General features: G+C 60.1%; 30 protein-coding genes. 28 read left to right on the top strand and 2 right to left on the bottom strand.

Annotated features, from left to right (window positions below; genetic code table 11):
• Positions 1–256: 256 nt before the first annotated feature.
• From JAO85_RS17415 to JAO85_RS17280, 28 genes are all read left to right on the top strand, one after another.
• Positions 257–592, top strand: a complete 336-nt coding sequence (locus JAO85_RS17415; RefSeq protein WP_052263572.1) for a hypothetical protein — start codon at positions 257–259, stop codon at positions 590–592.
• Positions 593–594: 2 nt separating this feature from the next.
• Positions 595–1,020: a hypothetical protein gene (locus JAO85_RS17410; RefSeq protein ID WP_202788621.1), complete on the top strand. Its 426-nt coding sequence runs from the start codon at positions 595–597 to the stop codon at positions 1,018–1,020.
• A 623-nt stretch (positions 1,021–1,643) separates the two neighbouring features.
• On the top strand, positions 1,644–2,171 hold the full coding sequence (locus tag JAO85_RS17405; protein ID WP_045839879.1) for a P27 family phage terminase small subunit: 528 nt from the start codon (positions 1,644–1,646) through the stop codon (positions 2,169–2,171).
• Positions 2,134–3,945 carry a terminase large subunit gene (locus JAO85_RS17400; protein WP_202788620.1) on the top strand — a complete coding sequence of 604 codons (1,812 nt, stop codon included), beginning with the start codon at positions 2,134–2,136 and terminating at the stop codon, positions 3,943–3,945. The genes JAO85_RS17405 and JAO85_RS17400 overlap by 38 nt, the downstream gene beginning before the upstream one ends.
• Complete coding sequence (locus tag JAO85_RS17395; protein ID WP_045839877.1) at positions 3,942–4,124, top strand: hypothetical protein; 183 nt, start codon at positions 3,942–3,944, stop codon at positions 4,122–4,124. The genes JAO85_RS17400 and JAO85_RS17395 overlap by 4 nt, the downstream gene beginning before the upstream one ends.
• Before the next feature lie 9 nt (positions 4,125–4,133).
• Complete coding sequence (locus JAO85_RS17390) at positions 4,134–5,417, top strand: phage portal protein (RefSeq protein WP_202788619.1); 1,284 nt, start codon at positions 4,134–4,136, stop codon at positions 5,415–5,417.
• The gene (locus tag JAO85_RS17385; protein ID WP_202788618.1) at positions 5,414–6,367 is read left to right on the top strand and encodes a S49 family peptidase; all 954 of its coding nucleotides are present in this window, start codon (positions 5,414–5,416) and stop codon (positions 6,365–6,367) included. The genes JAO85_RS17390 and JAO85_RS17385 overlap by 4 nt, the downstream gene beginning before the upstream one ends.
• Before the next feature lie 74 nt (positions 6,368–6,441).
• Positions 6,442–7,767 (top strand): phage major capsid protein, encoded by a 1,326-nt coding sequence (locus JAO85_RS17380; RefSeq protein WP_202788617.1) that lies wholly within the window; start codon positions 6,442–6,444, stop codon positions 7,765–7,767.
• A 63-nt stretch (positions 7,768–7,830) separates the two neighbouring features.
• Complete coding sequence (locus tag JAO85_RS17375; protein ID WP_202788616.1) at positions 7,831–8,124, top strand: hypothetical protein; 294 nt, start codon at positions 7,831–7,833, stop codon at positions 8,122–8,124.
• A 2-nt stretch (positions 8,125–8,126) separates the two neighbouring features.
• The gene (locus JAO85_RS17370; protein WP_202788615.1) at positions 8,127–8,657 is read left to right on the top strand and encodes a phage gp6-like head-tail connector protein; all 531 of its coding nucleotides are present in this window, start codon (positions 8,127–8,129) and stop codon (positions 8,655–8,657) included.
• 75 nt (positions 8,658–8,732) lie between these two features.
• Positions 8,733–8,924, top strand: coding sequence for a hypothetical protein (locus JAO85_RS17365; protein WP_131361380.1), 192 nt, complete (start codon positions 8,733–8,735; stop codon positions 8,922–8,924).
• A complete protein-coding gene (locus JAO85_RS17360; RefSeq protein WP_202788614.1) occupies positions 8,921–9,259 on the top strand; it encodes a phage head closure protein in 339 nt (112 codons plus the stop codon). The genes JAO85_RS17365 and JAO85_RS17360 overlap by 4 nt, the downstream gene beginning before the upstream one ends.
• The gene (locus JAO85_RS17355) at positions 9,252–9,722 is read left to right on the top strand and encodes an HK97-gp10 family putative phage morphogenesis protein (protein ID WP_003069302.1); all 471 of its coding nucleotides are present in this window, start codon (positions 9,252–9,254) and stop codon (positions 9,720–9,722) included. The genes JAO85_RS17360 and JAO85_RS17355 overlap by 8 nt, the downstream gene beginning before the upstream one ends.
• A complete protein-coding gene (locus JAO85_RS17350) occupies positions 9,719–10,108 on the top strand; it encodes a DUF3168 domain-containing protein (protein WP_202788613.1) in 390 nt (129 codons plus the stop codon). The genes JAO85_RS17355 and JAO85_RS17350 overlap by 4 nt, the downstream gene beginning before the upstream one ends.
• A gap of 62 nt (positions 10,109–10,170) precedes the next feature.
• Positions 10,171–10,677 carry a phage tail tube protein gene (locus JAO85_RS17345; protein ID WP_052263575.1) on the top strand — a complete coding sequence of 169 codons (507 nt, stop codon included), beginning with the start codon at positions 10,171–10,173 and terminating at the stop codon, positions 10,675–10,677.
• The gene (locus JAO85_RS17340) at positions 10,674–11,129 is read left to right on the top strand and encodes a phage tail assembly chaperone family protein, TAC (protein ID WP_202788612.1); all 456 of its coding nucleotides are present in this window, start codon (positions 10,674–10,676) and stop codon (positions 11,127–11,129) included. Before JAO85_RS17345 ends, JAO85_RS17340 begins: the two co-directional genes overlap by 4 nt.
• Before the next feature lie 265 nt (positions 11,130–11,394).
• Positions 11,395–13,902 (top strand): phage tail tape measure protein, encoded by a 2,508-nt coding sequence (locus JAO85_RS17335; RefSeq protein ID WP_202788611.1) that lies wholly within the window; start codon positions 11,395–11,397, stop codon positions 13,900–13,902.
• Positions 13,903–14,370 carry a hypothetical protein gene (locus JAO85_RS17330; RefSeq protein ID WP_202788610.1) on the top strand — a complete coding sequence of 156 codons (468 nt, stop codon included), beginning with the start codon at positions 13,903–13,905 and terminating at the stop codon, positions 14,368–14,370.
• A gap of 2 nt (positions 14,371–14,372) precedes the next feature.
• Positions 14,373–14,864, top strand: coding sequence for a DUF1833 family protein (locus JAO85_RS17325; RefSeq protein ID WP_202788609.1), 492 nt, complete (start codon positions 14,373–14,375; stop codon positions 14,862–14,864).
• Positions 14,861–15,337 (top strand): hypothetical protein, encoded by a 477-nt coding sequence (locus JAO85_RS17320; protein WP_202788608.1) that lies wholly within the window; start codon positions 14,861–14,863, stop codon positions 15,335–15,337. Before JAO85_RS17325 ends, JAO85_RS17320 begins: the two co-directional genes overlap by 4 nt.
• Positions 15,237–17,921 (top strand): host specificity factor TipJ family phage tail protein, encoded by a 2,685-nt coding sequence (locus JAO85_RS17315; protein WP_202788607.1) that lies wholly within the window; start codon positions 15,237–15,239, stop codon positions 17,919–17,921. Before JAO85_RS17320 ends, JAO85_RS17315 begins: the two co-directional genes overlap by 101 nt.
• An 83-nt stretch (positions 17,922–18,004) precedes the next feature.
• Positions 18,005–20,347 (top strand): sialidase family protein, encoded by a 2,343-nt coding sequence (locus JAO85_RS17310; protein WP_202788606.1) that lies wholly within the window; start codon positions 18,005–18,007, stop codon positions 20,345–20,347.
• A 47-nt stretch (positions 20,348–20,394) separates the two neighbouring features.
• The gene (locus JAO85_RS17305) at positions 20,395–20,610 is read left to right on the top strand and encodes a hypothetical protein (RefSeq protein ID WP_202788605.1); all 216 of its coding nucleotides are present in this window, start codon (positions 20,395–20,397) and stop codon (positions 20,608–20,610) included.
• Positions 20,607–21,230: a glycoside hydrolase family protein gene (locus tag JAO85_RS17300; protein WP_202788604.1), complete on the top strand. Its 624-nt coding sequence runs from the start codon at positions 20,607–20,609 to the stop codon at positions 21,228–21,230. Before JAO85_RS17305 ends, JAO85_RS17300 begins: the two co-directional genes overlap by 4 nt.
• Positions 21,227–21,622, top strand: coding sequence for a hypothetical protein (locus JAO85_RS17295; RefSeq protein ID WP_202788603.1), 396 nt, complete (start codon positions 21,227–21,229; stop codon positions 21,620–21,622). Before JAO85_RS17300 ends, JAO85_RS17295 begins: the two co-directional genes overlap by 4 nt.
• Positions 21,622–21,918 carry a hypothetical protein gene (locus tag JAO85_RS17290; RefSeq protein WP_202788602.1) on the top strand — a complete coding sequence of 99 codons (297 nt, stop codon included), beginning with the start codon at positions 21,622–21,624 and terminating at the stop codon, positions 21,916–21,918. The genes JAO85_RS17295 and JAO85_RS17290 overlap by 1 nt, the downstream gene beginning before the upstream one ends.
• 149 nt (positions 21,919–22,067) lie before the next feature.
• A complete protein-coding gene (locus JAO85_RS17285) occupies positions 22,068–22,409 on the top strand; it encodes a hypothetical protein (protein WP_202788601.1) in 342 nt (113 codons plus the stop codon).
• A 21-nt stretch (positions 22,410–22,430) separates the two neighbouring features.
• Complete coding sequence (locus JAO85_RS17280) at positions 22,431–22,658, top strand: hypothetical protein (RefSeq protein WP_202788600.1); 228 nt, start codon at positions 22,431–22,433, stop codon at positions 22,656–22,658.
• A gap of 6 nt (positions 22,659–22,664) precedes the next feature.
• Here the strand turns inward: JAO85_RS17280 and JAO85_RS17275 are convergent, their stop codons facing one another.
• Together JAO85_RS17275 and JAO85_RS17270 are read right to left on the bottom strand one after the other, a co-directional pair.
• Positions 22,665–23,963 (bottom strand): Y-family DNA polymerase, encoded by a 1,299-nt coding sequence (locus JAO85_RS17275; protein WP_202788599.1) that lies wholly within the window; start codon positions 23,961–23,963, stop codon positions 22,665–22,667.
• Between the two features lie 6 nt (positions 23,964–23,969).
• Complete coding sequence (locus JAO85_RS17270; RefSeq protein ID WP_202788658.1) at positions 23,970–24,383, bottom strand: LexA family transcriptional regulator; 414 nt, start codon at positions 24,381–24,383, stop codon at positions 23,970–23,972.
• Positions 24,384–24,774 lie beyond the last annotated feature (391 nt).

The raw sequence follows: 24,774 nt of genomic DNA, 5'->3' as shown, positions 1-24,774 counted from the left end.
GGCCTGCTTTGGTGTGCCTATCGGTTGATGTCTGTCCATGTCCACGATGTCCACGCGTTTTGCATGGACCTCACCAGATACCCCTTCTCCTGATTTTCAGGGTTGAGGCTGCTGCATTGCCGAATGGTTGCGGTGTCCTGGTGTCTGCGAAGTTGGACTGGCGGGCGGGCACAGGCCGATGCGTTAGGGGTGCAGGTGCGCGTGCGCGTGGCTTGCAGGCGGGTTCTCTGAACTCTATATACAAAGGGTGGACAGAATGGACAAAGGGACAACAGATCAGAAAGTGAGCAGTCAGTGGTCAGAACATGAGCGTTGGTTGATCACACAGGGGCAGCACCGAATCAGGGCCAAGATGCCCGAGGTTTACAAGACGATCCTGCGCTACGCCGAGAAGGACAAGTCTGTGTGGGGCATCGTGCGCATGGGGCTGACTGGCCGGCCCGACTTCTTCTGGGCCTGCGAGGGTGGTGAGGTTGTCGGTGCGCCGTTCACTCGGTTTGCTCGGGCGGTTGAGGTGTCGCGCTTGATGGCTCGCTTTGGTTGTGCACACGTGTGCATGATCGCCGGCCATGGTGATCTGGGAGGGTCCTGACCATGGCGCGGATCGAGCACATCAAGCGCCGCCTGAACAATTGGGCGCTGTGGCGGGCGCGGCGTGACAACCATGGGCTGGGCTTTCCATCTCAGAACATCCTGGCCGTGTGGGGTGCCAGCGCTGAGCAGCCGCAGAAGAGCCGGGAGTCCGTCATGCCGGTGCTGCACCTGGAGGCCGAGGAGACTGACAAGGCGGTGGAGTCGCTCAAGGGTGGCAAGCAGCATCTGTATGAGACGCTGCACTGGATCTATGTCCGTGACCTGGGCGTGACGGGCACCGCACGCAAGATAGGCCGAGCCCCGTCAACGGTGCATGCGCAGCTGGATGCAGCAGACCGCGCCATCGATGCCTGGTTGGTGGCGCTGGCCCAAGAGAAAGAGCGAAAACGGCCCTATGCGCAGCAGCAGGGGAGTTTTTCCACATAGAGAGTTGCAGTACATTTGCGGCAAGCTAGTGCTCAGTGCCCCTAACCGCTGAGTCCTTGCTCGGAAACCCCGCCAGTTTGCGCTGTGCGGGGTTTTCTTTTGTCCTCCCCCTCGGAGCAACTATGAGCAACGCCAGCAAACGTGCGCATGATGACCGGCGAGGCAGCTCGCACTCGCGTGGCTACAACTACGCATGGCAGCAGGCCCGCGATCAGTTCCTGCGTGACAACCCATTGTGTGCAGAGCATGCAAAGCAGGGAGACCTGGTGCCCGCATCTGTTGTTGACCACATCGAAGCGCCGCGACTGCGCGAGGCCAGGGAGTCGGGAGATCCGGCCCGCCTTGCTGCAGCTCAGCAGTTGTTCTGGAGCCGGTCCAACTGGCAGCCCTTGTGCAAGCTCTGCCATGACTCGGTGAAGCAGCGGGCTGAAAAGTCCGGTCGGGTGCCTGGATGCGACCCTTCAGGGCGCCCATCAGACCCGTTTCACCCATGGAACCGATGCCGACCCGAGGGGGAGGGGGGGTGAAAAATTCGACCCCTTGAAGGTTCAAGACCGACAGCCCCTCTCCGTTCGCAAAATGCGGGAAATATGGGGAGGGGGGTATCAAGTCAGGAGGCCTGTATGGCTGGAAACGCAAACTCTGGCCGCAGCGCCAAACCCTCTTTTCTGCACCTTGCAGGCGGAAATGCCAGCAAAAAAAACGCGGCTGACCTGCTCCGCGAAGTGGAGGCACAGACGGTCGCATCGAGCGAGCCGCCGATGCCGGAATTCCTCAGCCCGGCCGCACAGGATGAGTGGCGCCGCGTGGTGGTCGATTTGCTCACGCTGGGCTGGGTGCATCAGCTGGACATGATGGCCCTGGCCTCCTACTGCGAGGCCGTGGCCGACTGGCGCCGCTTCCGTGAATTGATCGCCAAGAAGAACCTGGCAGATCCAGAAAGCGGCGATGTGCAGACCTACGCCACGGGCGCAAGGCAGATCAGCGTCTGGCGCCAGTTGGCAAACGACGCGGAAAAGCGCGCGAACGCTGCTGGCGCGCTGTTCGGCATGTCGCCCCTGGCTCGGCGAAACATGAAATCTGCGCCGCTGCCGCAAGGGGAGTTATTCGGGAATGACGAAAAGGACGCCGTTAAGCGCTACTTCAGCTGATTGCCGCGTCCTTAAATTCGCGCGCCGCGTGCTGCAGGGGCGCATCATCGCTGGCCCACTGGTGCGCGCCGCATGCAAGCGCCATCTCAGTGACCTCAAGTCCGGTCACAAGCGCGGCCTGGTGTGGAGTCAGGAATCCGCAGACCGCGCCATCGGCTACTTTGAGGATGTACTCAAACTCAACGGTGGCGACTACGAGGGCAAGCCGTTCCTGCTGGCGCCCTGGCAGGCCTTCATCGTAGGCAGCCTGTACGGCTGGTACATGGATGACGGGCAGCGTCGCTTTCGCGTGGTCTACATCGAGACGGGCAAGGGCTCGGGCAAAAGCCCGCTTGTGGCTGGTATCGGTCTGTATGGCCTGACGGCTGACGCTGAACAGCGGGCGGAAATCTACGCTGCGGCGACGAAGAAGGACCAGGCGCAGATCCTGTTCCGTGATGCGGTGGCGATGGTCAACCAGTCGCCCGACCTAGCCTCGCGCCTGGTGCAGTCGGGCCGGGATGAGAAGGTCTGGAACCTGTTCTACGCGAACACGAATAGCTTCTTCAAGACCATTTCTGCAGACGAGGGCGCCTCAGGCCCACGCCCTCATATAGGCCTGATTGACGAAGTGCACGAGCACAAGACGGCCACGGTGATCGACATGATGATCGCCGGCACAAAGAGCCGCCGCCGCGCCATGGTGATCATGATCACCAATAGCGGCAGCGACAAGAACACGCCATGCGGTCAGTATCACGATTACGGTGCAGACGTGTGCACAGGCAAGGCGCACGATGACCGATTCTTCGGCTTCATCTGTTCCTTGGATAAGGGCGAGGACCCGCTTAAGGACGAGCGCTGCTGGCCCAAGGTCAATCCGTCGCTGCGATACCGCCTGCCTGGTCAGCGTGAAGGCATCCCCGGATACGCCTATCTGCGTGCGCAGGTGCAAGGTGCCAGGGGGATGCCGTCGAAGCAGGCCAAGGTGAAGCGCCTGAACTTTTGTGTGTGGACGCAGGCCGAATCGCCCTGGATCGACTGGGAGATATGGACGGCAGCCGAAGAGCCGTTTCCGTTGAAGCTGCTCAGAAATCGCAGGGCAGTGGGCGGCCTGGACTTGTCCAGCACCACCGACCTAACGGCCTTTGTGCTGCTGTTCTTTCCCACGATTGAGGACCCATGCTGGCGGCTGATGGCCTATTTCTGGATACCGGATCACGACCTGGATGCCAGGGAGAAAAGGGACCGTGTTCCCTACAGAGCGTGGATTGCAGAGCGCTGGCTGGAGACGACGCCAGGGCGGGCCGTCAGCAAGCTGTTTGTGCTTAAGCGGTTGAAACGCATCTGCGAGTACTTCGGCGGTGTTGAAAAGATCGCCTACGACCGTTGGCGCATTGAAGACCTGCGGCAGCTCATGACTGATAACAACATCACGTTGCCGCCCATGGAAGGCTTCGGCCAGGGCTACCAGTCCATGGGGCCTGCCGTCGATGAGTTTGAGCGCCGTCTACTGGGGGCGCCAGAGCTTGACTCTGATGAGTCGGGCGAGGAGCAGATCCCGGAGCAGGACGCCGATATCGAACGGCTGATGCATGACGGCAATCCGGTGCTGACCTGGAATGCGGCAAATGCCGTGGTGACTCATGACCCGGCCAACAACCGAAAGGTGGACAAGTCCAAGGCCATCGGCCGAATTGACGGCATCGTCGCCTCGGTCATGGCTTGCGGTATCAGCGGGAAGGGCTCCCAGTTGGGCGGACCTTCCATTTACGAATCAGGAGTGCGGATATGAAGCTGCGGATTCTCTCGTTTGTGTTTGGAGTGCTCGGCTTCGCCCTCCTGGTTGGTGGGCTGGCTCTGTGGAGCATCCCGGTGGCGCTGTGCGTGGCCGGGGTCGGTCTGTTGTTGTATGCGCTGCTGCTGGATAAGGCCGCAGCCGCATTGATCGCCAAGGGCGATGCCCAAAAGTAAAGGATCGCCATGTTTTTCTCTTCGCTGCTTGGCGGTGGTGGCACCGGCGACTTGGTCGACAGCAAAGGCGGTTTCTGGAATGGCTTTCTGGGATCGGTCGGGGTGAGCGCCTCCGGTGTGCGTGTCACGCCTGAATCTGCGTTGGCCCTGCCCATCTTGCAGAACTGCGTCACGCTGCTGGCTGAGAGTTTGGCCTCTTGCCCGGCTGAGCTGTATAAGCGCCTGGATGATGGTGGACGGGTTTCCGCCACTGAGCATCCGCTCTACAACGTCCTGCGCAGCAAGCCCAACGACTTCCAGACCCCCTATGAAAGAGTGGAGCTGTCGCAAATGGCTGCCGGCCTGCGCGGCAACAGCTACTCCTTCATCGACCGTGATGATCACGGCCAGGTCAAGGCGCTATGGCCTCTGGATTCGTCCAAGGTCACAGTGCTGAAGGGGCCTGATCTGCTGCCCTATTACCAGGTGGCCGGCGCCGGTGCACCGCTGCCTATGCGCCTGGTGCATCACGTTCGCTGGCATAGCCATAACGGTTATGTGGGGCTGTCGCCTATCCAGCTGCACGCCGATGCCATTGGCCTTGCGCAGACGGTGCGGACCTTCGCAGGAAAGTCGTTTGCCAACGGTGCCAGTCTGTCGGGCGTCATTGAACGGCCGAAGGAAGTGGTGGCCATCAAGGACAAGGACTCAATCAACGACATCCTGGACCAGTGGGGCAACAAATTTAGCGGTGCAGACAATGCTCGGAAAGTAGCGCTGTTGCAGGAGGGCATGACCTTCAAAGCGGTTTCACTGTCCAACGTCGATGCCGAGATGATCTCCATGCTCAAGACATCGGGCGTGGATATAGCGCGGATCTACAAGATCCCGCTGCCCATGGTCAACGACCTGGAGAAGGCGAACTACAACACCCTTGAACAGATGCTGATCCAGTTGGTGGTGTTTGGCTTGCTGCCCTGGGCCAAGCGGCACGAGGGCGCAATGATGCGCGACTTTCTGCTCGATGAGGACCGGGGCCGCTACTTCATCGAGTTCAACCTGTCCGGCCTCATGCGAGGCGACCAGAAAAGCCGCTACGAGGCCTACGCCATCGGGCGGCAGTGGGGCTGGCTGTCGGTCAACGACATCCGGCGCCTGGAAAACATGCCGCCCATTACCGGAGGCAATACCTACCTGCAGCCGCTGAACATGGTGGACTCCAGCAAGGGCACGCCGGATCTCAATAACCCTCAAGTGCGCGCTCAGCTGGAGAGTCAGCAGCGCGAAATTGAAAAACTACTGGCACCGCAATGAAGAGCTATCTCCGTGCAGCCGGGCTGCTGTTCAATCAGCCCCTTCTCGCTACGCCCGACACGGTCGAAATGGCCGTGCGCTGGGCCAACCAGACCATGAACCTGAACATCGTCAACCTGCCAGGCCCGGCCGAGCCGCGCATGTGGCACGACGATGACGACTATTCAGCTGCGCTGGCCAGGCAGGAGGCCGAGCGCCGGGCGGTCGTTGAGTCCACGGGCGTGGAAGTGATCGCTGTGCATGGCCTGCTGGTGAGCCGTGGCGCTCACATGAACGTCTGCGAAACCATGACCAGCTATGAAGGGCTGCGCAGCGAACTGCGCCGCGCGGTGGCTGATCCCAAGGTGGAGCGCATCGTCCTGGACATCGACAGCCCCGGCGGTTCTGCCACGGGTGCTTTTGAACTGGCCTCGGATCTGCGGGCCATGAGTCGGCAAAAGCCCATCACGGGCATCGTCAACTTTCAGGCCTTCAGCGGTGGCTACTTGATCGGGGCGGCTTGCTCCGAGCTGGTGGTCAGCCGCACCAGCGGTGTGGGCAGCATCGGCGTGATCGCCAAGCACATGGACCGCTCTGTGATGGAGGAGCGGGCCGGCGTCAAAGTGACCACGGTCTACGCTGGCGCCCACAAGAATGACCTCTCGCCGCATGAACCCATCACGGAGCAGTCTCTGCAGTACCTGCAGGGCCTGGTCAATGAAGGCTACGCAATGTTCGTCGATGCGATTGCGGAATATCGCGGGCTGAGCCCTGATGCAGTGCGCGCCACGGAGGCCGGCGTCTATCGAGGTCAAGCGGCCATCAGCCTGGGCCTGGCCGACCGCCTGGAAGCACCGACCGACGCCCTCGACAACATCACCCGCGCCATCGCCGTGACGCGGGCCAACCGCCCCAGCGGCGGCCGCCTGTCTGTACGCGCTGCAGCTGCTGCAGCACAAGTTCAACTCTGACGCGTTCGCGGCAGATCTCCCGGCCCGCTGGCAATCGCCATGCGGGCTTTTTTATTGCCTCAAGGAAGCAAACCATGTCTCTCGTGACTCAACTCCGCAGCGAACGCGCCCAGCTCAATACCCAGCTGCAAGCCCTGGCACAGAAGGAAGCTGGCGGCGAAACCCTCTCGGCTGAAGAGCTGCAACAGTTCACATCCCTGGAAAGCCAGATGGCTGACCTGACCGCAAAAATTGCCCGCGCCGAATCGGCAGAGCGCCTCGCAGCCTCGGCGGCGGTGCCGGTCACTGAATCGGGCCGTGGCATTGCATCGCCCCCTGCCGCGGCTCCTCACATCACCGTGCACGACAACGCGCCCGCCGGCACCCGTGTCGCGCAGATGGCGCGCATGATCGCTCAGGCTCAAGGCAACCAGATGCAGGCTGCCGAGCTGGCCCGCCAAGGTGGTTTGGACGAGGGCGTGGTCATGGCGCTGTCCACAACCACTCCCGGAGCTGGCGGGGTGCTCATCCCAGAAAACATGGCCCGCGAGGTCATTGAATCGCTGCGCCCGGTATCCATCCTGCGCAGCTTCGGTGTGAAGACGTTGCCGTTGATCAACGGCAACATGGGACTGCCTCGCGTCAAGGGCAACACCTCGGTTGGCTATATCGGCATGGATACCGACATTCCCGTGTCTGGCATGACCTTTGAGGACCTGAAACTGCAGGCCAAGAAGCTGGCGGCTCTGGTGCCTATCAGCAATGACCTGCTCAAGTTCCAGGGCGTCAATCCACAAGTGGACGCGATTGTTGTGGATGATCTTTTTACAAGCGTTGGCTTGTATGAAGACATCACCTTCATCCGCTCCAACGGCAACGGCGGGCTCACCCCTAAAGGTCTGCGCTACTGGGCGCCGGCCTTCAACGTGGTGGCAGCTCCGGCGGGTGCAACCATGGCGGACATTGATGCCTTCTGTGGCAGCCTGATGCTTCGCGTGGAGCTGGCAAACGCCAAGCTGGCTAGTTGCGGCTGGATGATGAATCCGCGAACTGTCCGCTTCCTGCAGACGGTGCGTGATGGCAACGGCAACCTGGCCTTTCCCGAGATCAATGAAGGCCGCTTCAAGGGCTACCCCTACAAGCTGTCCACGCAGATCCCGATCAACCTGGGGGCGGGTGGTGACGAATCCGAAATCTACTTCGGTGACTACTCCGATTGCTACATCGGTGAAACCGGGCAGCTCGCTCTGGCCTATAGCACCGAAGCCTCTTACAAGGACGCCAACGGTGACACCGTCAGCGCCTTCCAACGTGACCAGACTTTGGTGCGCGTTATCAATCACAACGACTTCGGTCCCCGTCACGTCGAATCTATCGCCGTGGGCACTGCCGTGAAGTGGGGCAAGGAGATGCTGGCCTAAGCGTCTTCGCCTCTCCCGCCTGGTAGCAACTGGGCGGAGGTTCAACCTCAAGGAATATTCATCATGAGCAAAGATAAAAAAGTCGCTGTGACGTTCAAGAAGCCATGGCGTGGCTACAACAAGGGCGAGGTGGCCGGTTTCGATGAGGAAACGGCTGAATCCCTGGTCGATGCCGGCCTGGCCGATTTGCAGACTCAAGCCAAGCCCGCGCGCGGAAAGCAGAATGCGGCAGAAGGCGGAGGCGAAAAGACTCCCGCGAATAAGACCGCCGATGGCAAGGGCACCGGCGATGGCAGCGACAAGTCCCCTGATGGCAGCGGCGCCGGCACTGGTGGCTCTGACGACGACCGGCCCTGATCATGGCGCGCCGCATCCGATACACCGGTGAGCCGGTGCTAACACTGGCGGAGGTGGTGGAGTGGGTGCGGGCAGACCCTGCAGCGGCCCAGTCGAACTTGATCACCAACCTGATCATCCCGACTGTGACAGCACAGTGCGAGGCTGAAACTGGCGCGGCAATCCGAGGAGCGGAGTATGTAGAGGTCTGGTCTGTCGGCTCCTGTGCCCGTGCTTTGGACGTGGGTCAGGCCAATGAGATCCTCTCAGTGCAGCCCCTGGATGGCGGTGCACAGCTTTCGCCGGATCAGTACAGCTTGCAGATCGGCCAGCGCGTCAGCGTCTTAACGGTGAAGTCTGGTGGCGCACTGAACATTACCTACAAGGCCGGCCTTGATTTGGCCGTATACCCGTCTGTGCGCTCTTGGATGCTGATGTACGCAGCCACTCTATGGGCGCAGCGCGAGGTCATCGTGCAGGGCGGTGTAGCCCCACTGCCAGGTCCATTCCTTGGTTCCATGCTGGCGGACATAACAGTCCCACCGCGCTTTTAGGTGAGGTGCATTTCATGGCCTGCACATCCTGCGAAGAGCGCCGCCTGTGGCTGCAAAAAATGAAGGAGCTGGCTCATGAGCGAGCGAAGAAAATCCTCGGACATGCACCGTCTGATCCAGAGCAACCTGGCAGTGGCCGAGGCCCTGAATCGACAGACTCAAGCGATGCAGGAGCTGACGGAGGGCATAGCCTGCCTGCTGGATCAGATGGCTGATGATGCGCAGGAAGATGCCCAGCCGCGCATGCTGGACGGGAGCTTGCTGTGATCGCCGCCGGAAAACTGCGTCACCTGGTCAGCTTGCAGTCCCGTCAGACGGGGCGCGATCCTGGCTCGGGCGCCGTGATTGATCTGGGCTGGGTAGAAGTGACCAAGCTCTGGGCGAGCGTAGAACCACTCTCGGCCCGGGAGTTCATCGCAGCTGCAACTAGCCAGTCCAAAGTCACGGCGCGCATTGTCACGCGGCGCGATGCTCGTGTCACCGCAGCCATGCGCTTCGTGCATGTCGGTCGCATCTACAACATCGAGGGCGTGCTGCCAGATCCGGTCAGCGGTCTTGAGTACCAGACACATCCAGTAAGCGAGGGCGTCAACGATGGCTGATATCCAATTCAAGCTGACCGGATTTGATGAGGTCTCCAAGCGCTTGCAGGCCTTGCCTGTGGAGCTGCGGAAGAAGCCCGCGCGCTCGGCATTGGGCAAGGCCGCCACTCTTGTGCGCGGCCAGGCGCAGACCAATGCGATCTGGCTGGATGACAAGGCCACAGGGCGAAAGATTGCGGACAACATCATTCAGCGCTTTCGGTCCCGCTACTCCAAGCGCACGGGCGATGTGATGATCTCGGTCGGGGTGGGGACGGAAAAGGGGCGCATCCCTAAGGGCAACCCTGATGAAGGCCCCAAGGGCAACACCCCGCACTGGCACCTGTTGGAACTGGGCACGGAGCAAGCGAAGCCGCAGCCCTTCTTGCGGCCGGCGGCAGAGCAACAGGCAGAGGCGGCCATTGCCCTGTTTGGCACAGAGCTGGACAAGGCCATCACCCGGCTTGTGAGGCGCATGAAATGAATGCGCCGCCGCTGTACCGCCTGGCCAAGCTGTCGCCCTCTGTGCTGGCCGTGCTGGGTTCCCCAGAGCCTCGCATCTACCCTTGGGGTGAAAACACTGACAAGACTGTTGCCTACCCCTATGCGACCTGGATAGAGGTCAGTGGTGCTCCCTACAACCACCTTGCAGGGCGGCCCAGTGTTGATCGAACCACAACGCAGATTGATGTCTGGGCGAAAGCCGCAGACCCTGCCCAGGCGCAAAGGATGGTCGAGGAGGCGGCCACGGCGTTGCGGGATGCGATTGAGCTGGACTGTTACATCACGGCCTGGCGTCGGCACCCGCGAGATCCCGACACCAAGGTCTACCGCATCAGCTTTGACGCTGAATGGCAACTGAATCGCTGATGCATTGATTACCCACACGGGCCGCCTAGAGCGGCCCTTTCTATTTCTTGAAAGGACTTGCCATGGACCGCATCCTCCCGCAGGGTTCCGACTTTTTTGCGCTCGCACCGAAAAAAGACGCACCTACCGAATATGAGGTCATCAAAGTTGATTGCGCGATCTCCATTGATTTTGGAGAAGACGAGCGTGACGATCTGGAGGACACATGCCTCGAAGAGCGTGACAACCACACCACCATCCCAGGGTTGAATACCCCCGGTGAGTCTGCGGTCACCGTCCGCATCAATCCTCAGAATCCTGGCCACGTGCGTCTGCACCAGCTCTATGACACTGGTGAGCGTCTGCTGTGGGCGCTGGGCTGGTCTGACGGCACTGCTCCGGCGACAGTCAAGGCCGGTTCCACGATGGAGTTTGACCTGCCCACGTCTCGCACCTGGAACGTGTTCCAGGGGCATATAAAGCGCTTTAACTTTGTAGGCTTTGAAGTCGGTGGCGAGCCCATTCAAGGTGCCATCACCATCAAGCGCGCCACCAAGCCCGTGTGGGTAGTGAAGGTGCCCACACCATGAACATTCAAGACCTGATGGAAAAGGGCGGCTTTGTTGATACAGAGCCGGTACGCAAAGAGATCACCTGGCGCGGTCCTGATGGAGTGGAGCGCAAGGGCCACATCTGGGTGGTGCGCCAGCCGTTCGGCGTGATGGAGGGCTTCGCCATGAAGGGGGAGCCGGATCGGAGCCAGGGCGCCAAGATGATCAGCGTCTGCGTTCGCCTGGGCGATGATAAGAAGGAGCAGCTGAGCTACGACCAAGCATTCAACCTGTGGCCTTTGCTGGCCTGGGCAATGGTGGTCGCCATCAATGAGGTGAACTCCCCAAAAAACTCACAGCCGCCGACGAGTTCTTCCACGAGCTTGTCCTCGCCGGCGTCGGCGGCTGGACGGTCGCGCAAGCGAAATGCAACCTCAGTTTCGAAGAGGTCCAGGCCTGGCAAGAGTACAGAAGGCTCCACGGCCCATTGACTCTTGCACCGCATGTTGCCAATGCCGGGGCCACGATGGCTCTGGCGGTCAGCTGCACAGTGCCGCGCAAAAACTCAAGCACAGCACCCAAGTTCAAAGACTTCTTGCCGCAATGGGGACAGCGTTCTGCGAATGATGCAGTGCTGACCCTGGAGGAGGCCATGCGCCTGCTTTGAAGTGGGACTTGCCGGACTGACTAATTAACTATCCATTGCACTGATCGTGCTTCCGCCTTCGGGCGGCTTTTTTTATGGGCGCTTGAAACATGGCACGGCAACTTGGCACACTGACAATCGATCTGATCGCCAAAATCGGTGGCTTTGTCAAAGGCATGACCGATGCTGAACGCGCCGCAGATCGCAAGACCCGAGACATAGAGCGCAAGCTCAAGGCAGGGGCAGAGGCGGTCGAGAAGGCTTGGACAGGGATTGGCGTCGTATTGACGGCTACGCTGGCCGGCATCAGCGTAGGCAGTGTTTTCTCCAAGGTCATCACTGAATCGCGCAATGCCGAGCAAGAGCAGGCGCTTTTGGCCGCAGCGCTCAAGTCCACAGGCAATCAGGCCGGCTACTCGCAAGACCGCTTGAATGAGATGGCTGATGCGATGGAGTCCGTCACCACCATCTCGGCCGGCGACTTTAACCAGGCGCAGACCGTGCTCTTGGGGTTCACCAATATTGTGGGAGAGCAACTGCCCAAGGCTCTCAAGATTGCCGCTGACTACTCAATCCGCACGGGCTCGGATATGAAATCCGCCGCCGAGACCATGGGCCGTGCGCTGGACGTCCCCAGCGCAGGCATGTCCAGCTTGCAGAAGCAGGGCTTCAAATTCAGCGAGTCGCAGATTGAAGCCGCTAAGCAGTTGGAGGAAACAGGTCGAATTGCCGAAGCGCAGCAGATTGTCTTTGATGCACTGGAAGAAACGTATGGTGGGGCTGCAGAGGCTGCACGCGACACGTTCGGCGGTGCACTGGATGGCTTGCGCAACACATTGAACGGGCTTCTGACTGGCGATGCAGGGAGCTTGGCAGAAGCGAAAAAGGCGGTCAATGAGCTTTCAGAGACCCTCTCATCGCAATCCACCAAAGATGCCTTTGCGCAGCTCACCAAGTGGGTTTTTGACCTGGCGAGTGCTTTGGTCACAGCAACGACGCACTTCATCAATTTCGGTACGTTTGTCGGGGAGACTTTCGCAAAGGCGCTTCACGGCAGTGCAGACCCGATTGAGCGATTGGGCGATAGCATCAAGGATGCTCAGGTTGAGTTGGCCGCGCTGAACAAGGAACTCGCGCGTCCACAGAAGTTTGCTGCAGGCAGTGGGTACGATTCGCGTGAGGAGCTGATCAAACGGCGTGATGCACTGCAAAAGCAGGTCAACGCAATGCAAAAGTCCCAACAGGACTTTATCCGCCTGGCAAACAATCCGCCGCCGATATCGGCACCATCCACAGCTCCCGATATGACACCCCGTACTGTCGGGCCAGTCAATTTGAAGGATGGCAACAAGAAATCCTCTACTGGAAAGACGCAAGCCCAGAAGGATCAGGAGGCCGCAGAGAAGTTCCTGCAGGCGCTGCGTGACCAGGCTTTCAAGATTGAGCAGAAATCTGCATACGAGCAGCTGTTCTACGACATTCAAAGCAAGGGTGTAAAGCTGTCGTCGGAGCAGCTTGATTCGGCCATGGGATTGGTCACGGCCATCGATATGGCGAAGGAGGCTGAGCTAACGCGTGCGGCCGCTGTTGAGCGCAACAACGTTCTTTATGAACAGCAAAACCGTCTGATAGCCAAAGAGCAGCAGCTGCAGCTGGAGCTTCTGACCTACGGCATGGGCGACAAGTCTGCCGCTGAGCTGCGCGAAAAGATCTCGCTGATGCAGCAGCACCAGGCAGAGCTGAGAAAGCTGCAGCAAGACCAGGCCAGCGCAGTCATCGGCGCGGATACTGAGAAAGAGCGTCAACGTATCCAGGCCGCGTTTGCTGAGCGTATTCGGATCACGCAGACCGCCCAGCAGCAGGAGCTGCAGCTGTATGAAGACTTCCTAGCTCAGAAGCGTCAGAAAGAAAGTGACTGGGCTGCAGGTGCGGCGTCGGCGCTCAATACCTATCTTGAGAACGCGCGCGATGTGTACTCGCAGACCGAGGATATTGCGGCAAAGGCGTTTGGAGGTATCGCTGATGATCTGACTGATGCAGTCATGACTGGCAAGCTGAGTTTTAGCGATCTGGCTAGCTCCGTCATCAAAGATTTGATTCGTATGGCCATCCAGGCATCCATTGCAAAAGCTGCGATGTCTTTCCTTGGCTTTTTTGGATTTGCTGATGGTGGGGTGGTCAGCGGCGTTGCAAGCATTGGCGCAAGCTTTGGCTTGTTCGATGGTGGCGGCTATACGGGCCCCGGCGGCAAGTACCAGCCAGCGGGGATCGTGCACGCTGGCGAGGGCGTGCTGTCTCAAGAGGACATGGCCGCGCTGGGCGGGCCTGCTGCGTTTGAGGCATTCCGGCGCAATCTGCACGGCATGCCGGGCTATGCCGATGGTGGTGTGGTCGGTGCGCCGCGTATTGCAACGCGTGCCGACTATGCGGCGCAGCTTGCAGGCAGCGCGCCCATCGTCAACGTCATCGAGGACGCCAGCAAGGCCGGCCAGATCGAGCAGACGCAAAACGCTGATGGCAGCTACAGCACGAACGTGTTTGTTCGCAATATCCGCAACGGCGGCGAGGAAGCAACTGCGCTGGAGACAACTTACGGGCTGACGCGCCGAGGACGATAGATGGCAATCACTTCAAACATTGACTGGCCGCAGGGCTTCCCCTGTGTGCTGCGTGAAGGGCACACGACCCGGCACGGCAGCCCGTTGTTGCGCACCAGCATGGCATCGGGCCGGGCGCGGCAGCGCCGTAAATTCACCAGCGTGCCCAGTGTGCACACGTGTGCATGGCTGATGACGCAGGCGCAGGCACAGGCTTTTGAGGCGTGGTTTGCCGAGAAGCTGGTCGATGGTGCGGAGTGGTTCAACATGCCGCTCAGGACGCCCATGGGTTCGGGGAAGCTGCTTTGCCGATTCATGGATATCTATGAAGGCCCCGACCTGGTGGGTATCGACCGCTGGCAGATCTCCGCTCCGATTGAGGTGTGGGCGCGGCCGCTGCTGCCGCCTGGCTGGGGCTTGCTGCCGGAGTTGGTGATCGGCTCCAGCATCATCGACCGGGCGGTGAATCAAGAGTGGCCGGAGGGATAGCGATGGCAACCAGTACAGCTTTGAAGCTGCTTTATGCCGGCGACGATGTGACGACTGTGCGCATCTGTACGCTGGACATCGAGCTCCCGGGTGGCGAGCACATACGCCTTGCGCACAGCTATGAAGACCTCACGCTGGGGGTGGACGGTGTGCCGCAGCTCTTCGAGGCCTGCGGCCTGGAGATCTCCCTGCCGGAGCGCAGCACTATCGGAAACCAGTCTCTGCGCTTTGGCCTGGGGGTGGTCGACGGTCGGGCGCATCGGCTGATCAGTGATGCGCTTGACTCAGGCCAGCCGTCGTATGTGGTCTACCGTGAGTATGTGTCGACCGACACATCGGCGCCGGCGGCCGCACCGAAGCGCATGCTGATCCAAGGCGGCGATCTGAATAGCAACGTCCTGCAGGTGGAGGGCAGCTACTTCGATCTGCTCAATCTGGCCTGGCCGCGTGATCGCTACACGGCGGAAAAGGCGCCTGGCGTCAAGTACCAATGAGGCAGTTCCTGCAGACACGCTATGTGCGCGGCGGGCGCGGCCCTGTGGACTACGACTGCTGGGGCCTGGTGCGCGATGCGCGCTCGGTGCTGTTTGGCCGGGCCTTGCTGCCGACCTTGCAGGGCGCCCGGCCGGGTGATCTGCGCGGCATCACGCGCGCGGTCGACCAGGTCATAGCCCTGCATGGCTTCGCGCCATGCCTCCCTCGGGTGGGCGCGGTTGCCACGGCCTGGAGGGCCAGTCTGTGCGTGCATGTGGGGCTGGTGGTCGAGGTGGACGGCCAGCTGCGAATACTCGAAACCGATGAGCCCGATGGGCCATGTCTGACTGCTCTCAACCGATTTCAGGCCCGCTACACGCGGGTTTTGTTTTATGACGATCAAGATTTACCCCGGTCAGATGCCGAGCCAGCCTGTGGAGTCACACCCATGGGAGGGCACGATTGCGGGCTGGTTTGCGGCGGTCGGCATTGACTATGCGGCACGCGAGGTCCAGCCCATCACGCTGCACCTGAATGGGGTGCTGCTGCCAGTGGAGGCCTGGGCTGAGACGGTGATCAGCAATGAAGACCAGGTTGATATCCGCCCCATCCCTCACGGCGGCGTTTTCAAGCTGGTGGGCAGCATCTTCAACTTCTTCTTCGGCTGGCTGCTCCCATCGACCAGCAACCAGCGCTATGACACGCCGCAGGGCAAGCAGCTGAGCTCGGCCGAAGGCAAGGCCAACACGGCAAAGCTCAACGGCGTGGTGCCTGAGCTGCTGGGCCAGTTCATCCGTTATCCCGACTATCTGACCCCACCGCGCCGCTATTTCAGCACGCCGCGCGAGCAGTGGCTGGAGATGCTGCTCTGTGTCGGCCCCGGCCAGTACCAGATCGATCCGGCCACGGTCAAGATCGGCAACACGCCGCTGAGCACGCTGGAGGGTGCTGAGTTCACCGTGCATGGCCCTGGCGCCGATATCGGCGGCATCACTCAGCATGAAAACTGGTACAGCTGCCCGGAGGTGGGCGGCACCAGCGCCGGCACCGCGGGGCTTGAGCTGAGCGCCATTGACTCGGGTAACGTCAATCCCACGGCTGGCAGCTATACGCTCAACGGCGCACAGATCACTGCCGATGTGGACTGGCCCAATGCCTGGGGCTCTGGCACCGCCATGTCGCTGATGTTTGAGCAGGACGTGACGGTGGCCCTAGAGCTTGAGCCTGGAGAGGGCAGCAACTACTACAACACATTTACCGCCGACTGGCGCGAGATTGCGCCATCGCTGTGGATGCTGCTCACCGCATCCGGTGCGCTTACTGGTTCGCTGCGTGTGGAGTCCGTTGACGGCAACACGATTACCTTGGCTGAAGCGGTCAGTGATGGCGACGGGGGCTTTACTTATAGGCGCATCAGTCACTTGCCCGCTGGTGTCATATCGCTGGCCGTGTGCCGTGCCGGGCGTACCTACACGGCTGCGTCGGTGGCCGGCCAGGTGCTGACGCTTGCACCCAGCGAGGGCGGTAGCTGGGCGGGCTTTGCGCCGCGCACAGTGCCGGCGGCAAAGGCCAGCTTTACCGTGCAGGCAGATACCGTCTACGGTGAGCAGGCTGGCCCCTTTGTAAGCTGCCCGGCCGCTGAGGTCTCCAGCACGCTGGAGGTGGATATCTTCTTCAGCCAAGGCCTTTGCTATGTCTCCGACAAGGGGGAGGTGCAGGGCAGATCCGTGGGGGTGGAGATCCAGTACCGGGACTACGCCACCGGCGGCGCCTGGCAGAGCGTGGTCAAGTGGTACACCGATGCCACCATGGACCAGATCGGCTTCACCGAGCGCATCGCCTTGCCCTATGCCATGCGGCCGCAGGTGCGGGTGCGGCGCCGGGGTGCCAAGAGCACCAGCACGCAGGTGCACGATGAGGTGCAGTGGTACGCCATGCGCACGCGGCTGCCCACGCGCACCAGCTACCCGGACTGGACCACGCTGAGCGTGCGTGTGCGGGGCCTCGGGCAGATCGCAGCCAGGTCTGAGAACCAGGTCAACCTGGTGGCCACGCGCATGCTGCCCGTGCTTCAAGGCGATGGCTCCTGGAGCGTTGAACAGCCTACACGGGATATCTCGGCCGCTCTGCGGCACATCAGCAGCACGGTGGGCTATGGCCTGGACAGCATCGACATGGCGGAGCTGCAGCACCTGCATGGCATCTGGATGGCTCGCGGTGAAACGGCAGACCATGTGTTTGACGAAACCACGGTGCTCGCCGCTCTACAGGCAGTGCTGGCCGCTGGTATGTCCGAGCTGACGATTGATGACGGCCTGCTGCGCTCTGTGCGCGCGGGTGTGCGTACGGTCGAAGACGGCCATGCCTACAGCGCGCAGAACACCACGGAGGGCATTGCGCGGTCATTCAGCGGCATCCGTCCCGACGACAACGATGGCGTGGAGGTGGAGTTCAGCGACGCCAGCGACAACTGGAATACCAAGACGGTGAACTGTGTGCTGCCTGGCTCGCTGGGCATCAAGCTGGAAAAGCTCAAGGTGCTGGGGGTGACAGACCGCACGCGCGCCTGGCGCATTGGCATGCGCCGCGCCCGGCAGCTGCGGTATGAGCGCTGGACGTACAGCTTCACCACGGAGCTTGACGCACTGAACAACAGCTACGGCGACTTTGTCAGCCTGGTGGATGACATCCCCGGCTTCGGCCAATCGGCCCTGCTCACTGGCATCAGCAATGCCAGCGGCCAGGCCCGCCTGGAGGTGACGGAGCCGCTGCGCTGGGATAGCCCAGATCCCTATGTCGTGGCGTTTCGCAGGCCCGACGGCACGCTGGCCGGTCCATGGCCGGCAGCTCAAGGGGTAAGCGCCTATGAAGTACTGGCCCCGATCCCTGCTGAGGAGTGGCCGCAGATCAAGCTGCCGGAGCCGCCTCATGTGTATTTCGGGCCGGTCACCCGCTGGAGCTTCCCGGCCATCGTCAAGAAAGTTAGCCCCAGCGGCACCGATGGTGCCAGCGTGCAGTGCGTGAACTACGACGCACGCCTGTTCGATGACGACAACAACTCGCCACCGCCACTTTGAGTAGCCGGCCACCTGGCCACAGAGATCTTCAACACCCGCCCGCATGGTTCGCCCAGCGGGCTTTTTGTTTTGTGCGAGGACACATGACGACTTACTTCACAGGTAACGCGCCGGGTAGCCAGGACCCGCGCGACCTATTTGATAACTCCAGTAACCTGGACCAGTTCATGCTGAGCCAGCAGCGCACTTTCCCTGATCGTTTGGGGGTTGAGCGCCTCACGCTGAAGGCTCTGGAGGATGCGACGCCTGATGCGATTGAGGCACGCCAGGGCGCTGAGACGGCGCGAGACGTTGCTGTATCAGCCAAAGATGCCGCACTGATTCAGGCAGGTGTCTACGCAACAGAAGCTGCTGGCCGGGCTGCTGTTGCTGATGGCCAGGCGTTCAAGGTTCAGGGTGATGGCATCACCATTGCTGCCTATGAGTTCAGGCGTGTCAACGCTTCAACCTCTACACAAATTGGGGTGTACCCGGCGTCTCAATATGTGTCGAAAGTAGGCCTGCTAGGAGATATAACGTCTCAGGCCCGGTACCAAGAGGAAGTACACCCGTTTCGATATTTGGGTGATTACGCCGCGACTACGTTGTACGGTTATCGCGACATTGTGCGGTTCGGCGACTTCTACTATTACTCGGCCAGTCCTATTACCGACGCGGTGCTGAACTATGCATGGAATCCGCGTTTTGTCAGTACTGGAGCCGGCTGGAGCATTGCCGCCTTTTTAGCGCGCACTGTTTCTGGCGTTGAATTCTCTGTCACGCCGTACACGGCTGCGGGATTGCCAGCGAACTCCGCCCTCCTTAGTGAAGGCAATGACAAGGCTGCGGCAGCAAAGCCCAACGAAGTATTCTCAATGCGGGCCATTGTGCGCAACGATGGCCCGGTTTCCGTCAACGTTTACGGGCGTCTTTTCTTCGTTGGAGCAGGGCTTCCTGTTCGTGGACCGACGATTACTCTTGCTCCCGGTCAAGAGGCCGACGTTACGGCCAGTGGTAGTGCTGCGTCATTGACGACTACAGGCGCTGTCATGGCTGTATACAACGATACAGCTCTTGCGCAGAACCACAAGATAACGATTCGAGAACCAATCATCGTGAAGGGGGCTGTCGTGCCCCCGTATTTCGACGGGAGCAGCCCGACAACTACTGTTGACGCTACCTACTCCTGGGCTGGTACCGCTGATGCTTCGGACTCTGTCAAAACATTGCGCTACAGCACGCGCAAGCTTGGAACTCCCGGAGTCGATGTAGGGTGGCAGAAGCTGATGCCTTCAGTGCAAGCGGAGGTGATTGGCCCAGTTGGCGCTTTAAGTGCGACTCTGACCAGTCGGCAAAGCATGGATATTGTCGACACGCTCAGCGCAGATCGAACTTTAGGCTGGCACATCAATGGGTCCACGCTGCGGCAGACCGCCGACGAGGGAGTGACCTGGACAGCAATATCCACTTTCCCTTCTGAGAACATTGAGTCGGTGATGGAGCTCGCGAACGGTGAGCTGCTTGTGTCTACCGCTCCAGCAGACCTGAGGCGCAAGGTCTATGTTTCCACGGGTTATCGCAAGGGTGGGGCTGTGACTTTTGCAAATGTGCTGACTGCGAGCTCTCCATCGTGCAAATTTTCTTCTTGGGGAATGTTTGTGGATGGGCCCATGGTTTTGCTCAATGAGTATGGTCCAAAGGCGGGCTACACATGGTCTGGTGGTTCGGAAATCATTGAGCCAGGCAAAAACGCGCGCTACACCTACATGAGTCTGGACCACGGCAAGACCTGGCGCACGATCTTCGATCTGAACGCCTGGCTGCCGGGACGCCTCGGCATCCACCTGCACGGCGTAGCCTACGACAAGTGGTGGGATCGGATCTGGCTGACCTTCGGCGACGGCACGCATCGTGGCGACGGACAGGGCGGATCCGGCACTCTTTACAGCGACGACCTGGGTGCGACCTGGCACTGGGCACATGACGGCTGGGATGGTGGCGTCGAAGGGCATCAGTGCGTTGGCATCTTCCCAATGGAGGGGTGCATCCTGTTTGGGTCGGACTGCTTTCCGAATGGTGTGCACCGTATTGACAGATCTCAGGGAAAGCACACCGGGCTGTACTCCATCGAAGTAGCGTTTGCGATATCTGCTGATGACACTTTGACTTACTTGTGTCATCGCATCTGGCAGTCGAAAGATGCACCAGATGCACCGGTCTTCTTTGCCTTTGGCTGTGAAAAGTTGACGCGCCCGTCTTGCATTGTGGCGACGAGAGATGGTTACACGCTTTCAAAGATATGGGAGGACACGGTGGCTCAGCAGACTGGTTACGGTTTGCGTGCTGTTGTGGGGCCCACCCGGCGGGGTCAATTGATCGCGGCAAGTAACGACCAGAGGACTGCGGGAATGTGGTCCGAAATCAAGGGGCCTTGCCCGATTTATTGACAGTGGTTAAAGCTCGCTTCGGCGGGCTCTTTATGCCTGGGAGGGCTATGAGCAACGAAAGCAAGGTTCAAGCATTGATCGAAACCGCCAAGGCCGCGCCGGCCGTGGCCGGGGCAGCAGCGTCCACCATGACGCTAAATCACTGGGTCGCCGTGGCAACGGGCGTCTATATCGTGATCCAGGCGCTCTATCTGTTGCGCAAGTGGTGGCGAGAGGAGCGCGGCAAAGGGGGCTGGCTCAGCGAGGAAGGGGAAGTCACATGATGAACAACAAAACCAGGGTCGCAGCAGCGGCCCTTTCTCTTTCTGCTGCTGCAGGCACGGCTTGGATCACATCGGAGGGGGATGGCCCCAAGAGCGTCAGCCAGTCCGGTGAGGTCCTATTGCACCCGTATGTCCCCACTCAGGGCGATGTGCCCACCATCGGCCATGGATCTACGCACTATGAAGATGGCCGGCGCGTCACCCTGGCGGATCCTCCGATCACTCGCCGGCGGGCAATTGAGCTCGCGCTGGGGGAGTTGGACCGCACCTATGCGCAGTGCGTGCGCGACAGCCTTGGCCAGACGCTGGTGAATCAAACCGAGTTCGACAAGGCCGCGGACTTCGCGGGGCAGTACGGCTGCGGCGCCTGGCGCGGCTCCAGCATGCTGACCAAAACCAGGGCGGGCGACTACCCGGGCGCCTGCCGCGCCTACCTTGGCTACAGGTTCATGACCAGCGGGCGCCGCGAGGGCTCGGGCTGGGCGGCCTATCAGTGGGACAAGGCCGGTCAGGCCACGCGCTGGCGATTTGACTGCAGCACCCCAGGCAACAAGATCTGCGGCGGCGTCTGGACTCGGCAGCTGGCACGCCATAACGCATGCATGGAGTCGCAGACATGACCGGCAAGTCCCGTATTTGGCCGTTGCTGGCCCTGGCGCTGCTGCTGAGCTTGGTGGGCAATTTGGGTCTGGCCTGGCTGTACGTGGGGCAGCGTGACGCTGCAACCCTGGCTAGATCCGATGCCGATCACGCCGCCGAAAAGGAGTCCCTGGCGCGCGGGAGTGCAGACGTGTGCACAAAAGCCGTCGAGGCATTGCAGCTGGTAGGTGAAGGTCTCAAGCGCGAGCGCGACCAGGCCCGCTCACAGGCGGCTGCGGTCGCAGCTGGACACAAGGCCCGCGCGGACAATATCCTGAGCACGCCAGCTTCAGTGCCAGGTGACGCATGCGCAAGCGCACAGGCCCGAGTGGCTGAGCTGCTGGCGTCCCGAAAGTCTGCAGGAGGTCAGTAATGCGCCGTCTACCCCTACTCTCGGCTGCGCTGGCGGCCGCTGTCCTACTGGCTGGTTGCGGTGCTGCGTCGCCGGCGAGGGTTGAGATTCAGCAGGTCAAGGTCCCCGTGCCTGTGCCTTGTGATGAGTCCGAGCCGGAGCGTCCCAATATGCCGACCGAGCAACTGCCGGCCGGTGCTGACCTGGACATGTACGTCCAAGCTGCCGGCGCCGAGATTGAGCGCCGCGAGGGCTACGAAACGGAGTTGCGCGCGGCCTTGGCCAATTGCAAGCGGCCGCTTAAAGCAGACTTCTAATGAAGAAAGCCTCCCCTGATGCTTAGGCGCCAGGGGAGGCTTTTTACTTTTTATGGTCGCACCTTGATTTCGTTTTTATATCTAGTAATATGATGCGACGGCACTAATTAGTTCCGCTTAAAATTGCTGCTTAATGGCGGAGTTTGTAGATGATGAATATAAATGGATGCCTTATTTCGTTTGAAGGAAAAAACCCTGTTCTGATGGACGGCGGTTCAATGAAGATCGAAGAGAGTAATGTCGTATCCACAAAAGATAGCGTTAAGATTTTAAACGCTGACCATGTTGAGATCAGAAAATCAAATTTAGTGTCGAATTCTGATTTCGTCGTTAGAGATGTGGATACTTTTGTCGCAGCTGGAAATAGACATTTCCAGAGTCGAGAGGAGATGGATAAGGAGGAGCATAATAAAAGATCAACCGCGTCCGAATTCAAGATACAGCTTGATCCTTCGGTTGCTAGATCATCAAAATGGCGGGGAGTTAAGTGATTATATTTCTGGGATTGAGAAATGTTTGATATCAAGGGCGCTAAAAAAGTGGATCTTCGGTCTAACAAAACTACTGGCGACAGAGTGGCTAAGGTTAGAGATGTTGACGATCTTACTGCTTATGATAATGAAGCAACTGGTAAGGATAAGAAATCCTGGAGGCGTGAAATAGTAGTCGGTGTAATTATTGGACTAATTATTATGGCTGCGACAGCGTTCGTTAAAAGTAAATATCCTGGATCGCTTTAGCCTGTTCTATGCTCTAGCGATGGGTATCTCACCTATTTTTGTCGTATATCGTGGCGTGCGACGTTCCTGTCGCATGCGCCAGCCGCTTTCATCCTGCTCGGGCACTCCGGTGCTGGCCACATGCACGGTGCCCTTCCCAAAACGCGCATTCACGCGATCCATGGCCTCCATAAGCTTGCTTTGATCGCGGCAGGGTTCCTTAAAAAGCATGTCGCCTTGCTGAACATCTGCAGGGAGCAGGTCTTGAAGCATCACGCCAGCCTTGGAGAGCTGATAGCCAGGCTGGTAGATTGAACGCAATCCGCGCACGGCCGCATTCACAAGCGCCTTGGTGTCGGATGAGGGCGGCTGGAGTTGAAGTACTGCCGTTTCGTAGAACCTGCGGCCTGGCCTGAATGGCGATGTGTGCGCGAAAACATGCAGAGCGCCGGCACGCAACCCGTTGGTGCGCAGTTTCTCGGCTGCTCTGGTTGCAAATTCGCTCACGGCCTCGATAAGGGGCGGCAAGGTGGTGATGGGGTGCCCGAAGCTGCGGGTGCATGCAATCTGCTTTTTGGCTGCAGGGGCCAGCTCCAACGTCATGCAACTCACGCCCTGCAGCTCACGCACGGTGCGCTCCAGCACGACGCTCCAGCCATCGCGCGCGGCATGAGCTGGCAACCTGGCTAGGTCCAGCGCAGTCAGCACGCCTTGCTCGGCTAGCTGGGCCGAGATACGCCGGCCCACGCCCCAGATCTCGCCGGCAGGCGTGCGGCCGAGGATGTCGGTGCGCTGCTGATCGGACAGCTCGGCCCAGTTGCAGACCCGCTGCAGCTCGGCGGGATAGCTGCCAGGCTTGCGCTCCGAATCCTTGGCGACATGGTTGCAGAGTTTGGCCAGGGTCTTCGTGGGGGCCAGGCCCACGCAAGTGGGGATGCCGGTCCATTTCAAGATGCGTGCGCGAATGGCAAAGGCGCGCCGAGTCAGATCCCGTACGCCGTCCAGATCCCCAATGAATGACTCATCGATGCTGTAGATCTCCTGGGTGGGCCCCAGGCCAGCAGCCAGCGACATCATGCGGTCGCTCATGTCGCCGTACAGCTCAAAATTCGGTGAGAGGCAGACTAGGCCCTTGTGCTCGACCAGGTCGCGCAATTGAAAAAATGGCTGCCCCATCTTCACGCCCAAGGCTTTAGCCTCGTCGGAGCGTGAGATGGCGCAGCCGTCGTTATTGCTCAGGACGACCACAGGAATGCCCTGCAGAGCTGGCCTGAACGCGCGTTCGCAGCTGACGTAGAAGTTGTTGCCGTCGATAAGCGCGAACATACATGCTCATGCAAAGCGTTTGATGCAGGACTTAACCACGCCCCAGATCTCTAGCTCTTGGTTTTCTTTTGGGACGATGTCGGGGTAGGTGGGGTTGCCGGCTCGGAGCCTGAAATTGCCGCCAGCGTTGTACAAGACTTTGACAGTGAAGTCATTGTCAAGAACGGCCACGACGATGCTGCCATGGCGAGCGCGCAGTGCCCGATCCACCACGATGAGGTCGCCGTCATCGATGCCGTACTCACGCATCGACGGGCCGGCCACGCGCAGCAGGAACGTGGCCTGCGGGTGCTCAATCAGCAACTCGGCAATGTCCAGCCGTTTGCCTGAGAAGTCCTCGGCTGGAGAGGGAAAGCCTGCGCGCACGCTGCAATCTGCCAGAGGCAAAGCAACTGGGGAGGCAGTGAGTTGGACGGGCATGCCGCTCAATAGTCGATGACTGTACATGCATACAGTATATCGACTGGTGAAAATCAAGCTCTATGAGTCCACATTGGCGCCGCATTTATTGTTCAGCTCCGAAAAGAAGCCGACATAAAAAAACCTCCTGAATAGGAGGTTGGTTGGCGTAGGTTCTAGCGTAGGTTTTACGTTGAAATCAAATCTCTCAGGGGGATTTACGCCGATGCATCATCGGCGTATGCGCCGAGAGGTCAGTCATGTCTGGGGAGTAGGGCAGCGACGGGGATTCTGTGCTTGTCTGGGTCATCGCTTCAGCGGTATGCAAAACAGGGGGCGCCGCGCCGGTGCTGGGCGGGCGCCGAATGCTGCATTATCCGTGATGCCCAATAGCAGGGGGCATGGCTGTTTT

Source organism: Comamonas sp. NyZ500 (assembly GCF_016772095.1).
Classification (GTDB): domain Bacteria; phylum Pseudomonadota; class Gammaproteobacteria; order Burkholderiales; family Burkholderiaceae_C; genus Comamonas; species Comamonas thiooxydans.
Note: the sequence above shows the minus strand (reverse complement) of the source record. Positions and strands in the feature narration are given on the sequence as shown.